Origin of the sequence: Acidovorax sp. PRC11 (assembly GCF_031844105.1) — a bacterium.
Classification (GTDB): Bacteria; Pseudomonadota; Gammaproteobacteria; order Burkholderiales; family Burkholderiaceae_C; genus Paracidovorax.
The window spans coordinates 1-3,511 of record NZ_JAUZUQ010000049.1 but is presented as its reverse complement, the minus strand read 5'-3'; the positions used below and the strand labels follow the sequence as shown (position 1 = coordinate 3,511).

The 3,511-nt window shown below is 66.9% G+C and carries 4 protein-coding genes; all 4 read left to right on the top strand.

Going from position 1 to position 3,511, the window contains the following annotated elements:
* A partial coding sequence (locus tag Q9R47_RS24155; RefSeq protein WP_311235637.1) for a hypothetical protein occupies positions 1–801 on the top strand: 801 nt, incomplete at its 5' end.
* Complete coding sequence (locus tag Q9R47_RS24150) at positions 798–1,934, top strand: hypothetical protein (protein WP_311235636.1); 1,137 nt, start codon at positions 798–800, stop codon at positions 1,932–1,934. The genes Q9R47_RS24155 and Q9R47_RS24150, both read left to right, overlap by 4 nt.
* 353 nt (positions 1,935–2,287) lie before the next feature.
* Complete coding sequence (locus Q9R47_RS24145; protein ID WP_311235635.1) at positions 2,288–3,319, top strand: hypothetical protein; 1,032 nt, start codon at positions 2,288–2,290, stop codon at positions 3,317–3,319.
* A 1-nt stretch (position 3,320) separates the two neighbouring features.
* The coding region (locus Q9R47_RS24140) for a hypothetical protein (protein WP_311235634.1) at positions 3,321–3,511 on the top strand (191 nt) is incomplete at its 3' end.

Below are 3,511 nucleotides of genomic sequence, written 5' to 3'. Positions count from 1 at the left end.
TACACCTACGAGTGCATCAAGGCCGCGCCCAACAACACCACGGCGCCGTCCTCGGCCGCGGGCGCCGAGTTCTGGCTCCGCGACGAGGGCGCGCCCACCAACCGCATGGCGCCCTTCGATGACTACCTGTTCACGCGGGCGCGGCGCAAGGGCTCCCTGACCTACGTGCTCAACCCCGGATTCGTCACCGGGATCGCGCTCTACGGCATCGAGGCGGACACGCTCGACATCCGTGTGCGGGCCGGGCCTGGCGGCGAGGACCTGGTGCCGCCGGTCCACCTGGACCTGTGGGAGCAAGCCTTCGGCGAATGGGAGTACCTGTTCGGGAACCTGCAGCGCGCAACCTCCTACACCCTCAAGGACATCCGGCTGCACCCGGCCGCCGAGGTCACCATCACGCTGGCCCGCAACAGCGCGGCGGTGGAGGCCGCGGTGGGCTACATCAGCGTGGGGCAGTGGAGCCGCCTGCTGGCGCCCACGGGCCGCATCAGCGCGGTGGTGCAGGGCGCCGAGGCCAGCACCAAGAGCTACGCCTACTACCGCGAAAACGCCGACGGCACCTTCGTTCGGCGCCGCGGGCGGCAGTCCACCAACATGACGCTGTCGTGCGTCATTGACGCGGACCAGGCCAACGCGGCCAAGACGCTGCTGGACCGGATCCTTGACCAGACCGTCGCCATTGAGGCGAGCGGCCTGCCGCGATTCGGGTATCTCTCCACCGTGGGCTCCGTGACCGGTACGGTCCGGGCCGACACCTCTGCGACCGCATCGGTCGCGCTCCAGATCAAAGGCAACGTATGACGGAAATCGTCAATCCACCGGCGGCGCCCACGGTGCCACCGTATCCGGCCCTGGGCAGTGCCAATTTCAACAGCGAGGCCTACACCTACGGGTCGAGCATGCCGGGCGTGGTGGCCGGCATCCAGGCGATGTGCCAGACGGCCTGGACGAATGCGGTGTCCGCCCAGGAGCGTGCCGCGGCCGCGAGCGCATCTGCCAGCACGGCAACCCAGCAGGCGGACGCCGCCATGGGCTATCGCAACCAGGCCAACGCCGCGGCCAGCACGGCCACCACGCGGCGCGATGAGGCAGCAGGCAGCGCTGCAGCGGCGGAGGCCAGCCGGATCGAGGCGTCCAAGCTCAACCTGGGCAACAAGTCCGCGCCGCCCGCCACGGACAACCAGGGCCAGGCGCTGCGCGCCGGCGCGACCTACTACGACACCACCGCGAACAAGTGGCGGGTGTGGACGGGATCGGGGTGGGGAGACGGCATCAGCGCGGTAGCGGGCGTGTCCAGTTTCAACGGCAAGACAGGCGCGGTGAACGAAACTACCCTCGCGGGGCTGGGCGTCCTGAATTTCCGAGTCGATGAAGCGCTGCCCGAGCCTACGGACCTTGGGACGGTTTTGACCTCTGGTGTTTACCGTTTCAACGCAGCCACGGATAATCCGCAGGGTATCCTCTATTCACCTTTGTTCGTGATGCGCACTTTTGATACGTGCGCGCAAACGATTGTGGATTATGCATCCGGCGTCGCATACACGCGCAGCGGGATCGTCCAAAATGGTATTCTGGTCGATCCGAATAACGCAGCGAAGCGGCCAACTTGGAGACGCTCGGCTTATCAGAATGATCCATACATCATCACCGGTGACGGTGTGATGGACCTTTCCCGGCGGACTCGATTTGCAATTACGGTGATCGGCTCTGCCGGCCTGAGTTTCATCAATATACCTGTGGATTCTGCAATCAGTGTGGCGGTGGAGGTGAATTTCGTGTCGGGCAGTTTCACCTTACCCTCGGGGTCGATTTGGGTAAATGGCGTCGTGCCCACCCTGGCCACGGGTAAGCGCCATTTGCTCTATTTCGAAAAAACCCTCATCGGCTCCACTGCCGGGTGGTACGTTTCCGCGCTGCCGGGGTTTGCAGCATGATCCGGCGCCAGATGTTTTCGGCAGTGGCCGCGCAGCTTGCCGACCCCGGCGAGGTAGTCTTCCAAAGCGCCGGCGCGTCCAATTCGCAGACTGTGTTTTCGTGGGTGGTGCCGGCCGGCGTCTACGAGGTGTGCCTGCTAGCAATCTCCAGTCACCGGGACTACACGACATATATCTCTCGGGGCGGCGTCGTGCTGCTCAACACAACATGGCCTCTCGGCACTGAAGGTGCTGGCGGCGGTAATGGCGGCGACGCCGGGCCCCGCCGCGCACCTTACACGGGCGCAGGGGGTGCTGGCGGCTACTCTGGCGCAGGAGGTCGAGGAGGCGACACCGAGACGGACTCGTCCAACGTGGTCACCTACTACCCCGGACTGGCCGGCGCCGGGGGCGGTGGTGGTGGTGGCTGGGGTGGGGATGCCGCAGGTGGCGGTGTCGGGATCTATGGGCAGGGCGCCAACGGTGCTCCGGGCACCTCCAGCAGCGACCCCAAAGGCAAGGCTGGCAGCGACACAGGCCTGCTCCGAGCGGGCGCAGGAACGCCCCACAACTACCCGAGTGTGGCTGGCACTGTCTACTCCAAGCACGGAGGCAACCTGCGGTATCGCAACGCGGTGCCGGTGAGCCCGGGCGAGACGCTGACCATCACCCTAGACTACTGGATTCGGGACAACGCGGCGGGTTATGGCGCGATCGTGCGCATCCTGTGGGGCGGCGCGCGATCGTTTCCGAGCAATGCGCCGGCCACCAACCCGCTCGGGCAGGTCGTGTTCGCGGACGCGAATACGTCGTGGACAGTGCCCGCGGGGATCACCAGCGTGAGCATGTGCGCGCAGCAGCGAGACGGCAGCTGGCCGGCGGTCTACGTTGTTGCGGCCGGCTCCACTGTCCTGCGGGCGCAGAACGAGGCACGCATCGGCGATGGGGGTGGCGACGGCGGAATATCCAACGGAGGGGGCGGAGGTGCCGGAGGCTACGAGGGCAACGGCGGGTACGGCGGTGGCAGCTCCACGCCCAACGACGGCGAGTGGACCGGACTGCCTGGCGGGGCCGGGCAAGGGGGTGGTGGCAACGGCGGCAGCGGATCGAGTCGGTACAAAGGCGGCGCATCCTGGGGCGGCGGATCGTCCAACTACATCGACTATCCGTCCAGCCCGGGCGGCAATACAGGCTTGTCCGGCCGAAACGCCTCGGGCACGTACACGGACCCGATCGAGGGCGACAGCGGCGGCGGGCCCCCCGCGGTGCGCGGCGGGGCGCTGGCATGGCGCAACAACGTCGCGGTCACACCTGGCCAAGTCCTTTCCATCTACGCGGCAGGCGGCCGCATCCGGATCATCTGGGGCGCCGGCCGCTCCTACCCCAACAACGCGCTGAAAGTCTGACATGCAGATCATCAACACAGAAACTCACCGCTTCCCGATGTCGGTAGACGACGTCATCGCCGAGGAGCAAGCGGCCGGCGTCCTCGCTGTGATCGGCGACGGCTACGCAGGCCACGGCCCCTACCGGGTCGTGGTGCCGCTGGAGCGGCCCGCGCACGACCCGCTCACGGAGTTCGTGGTGCCGCTGGCTCC

Coding starts and splice junctions, on each gene's coding strand:
- Q9R47_RS24150 (WP_311235636.1), top strand. CDS start 798: ATGACGGAAATCGTCAATCCACCGGCGGCGCCCACGGTGCCACCGTAT.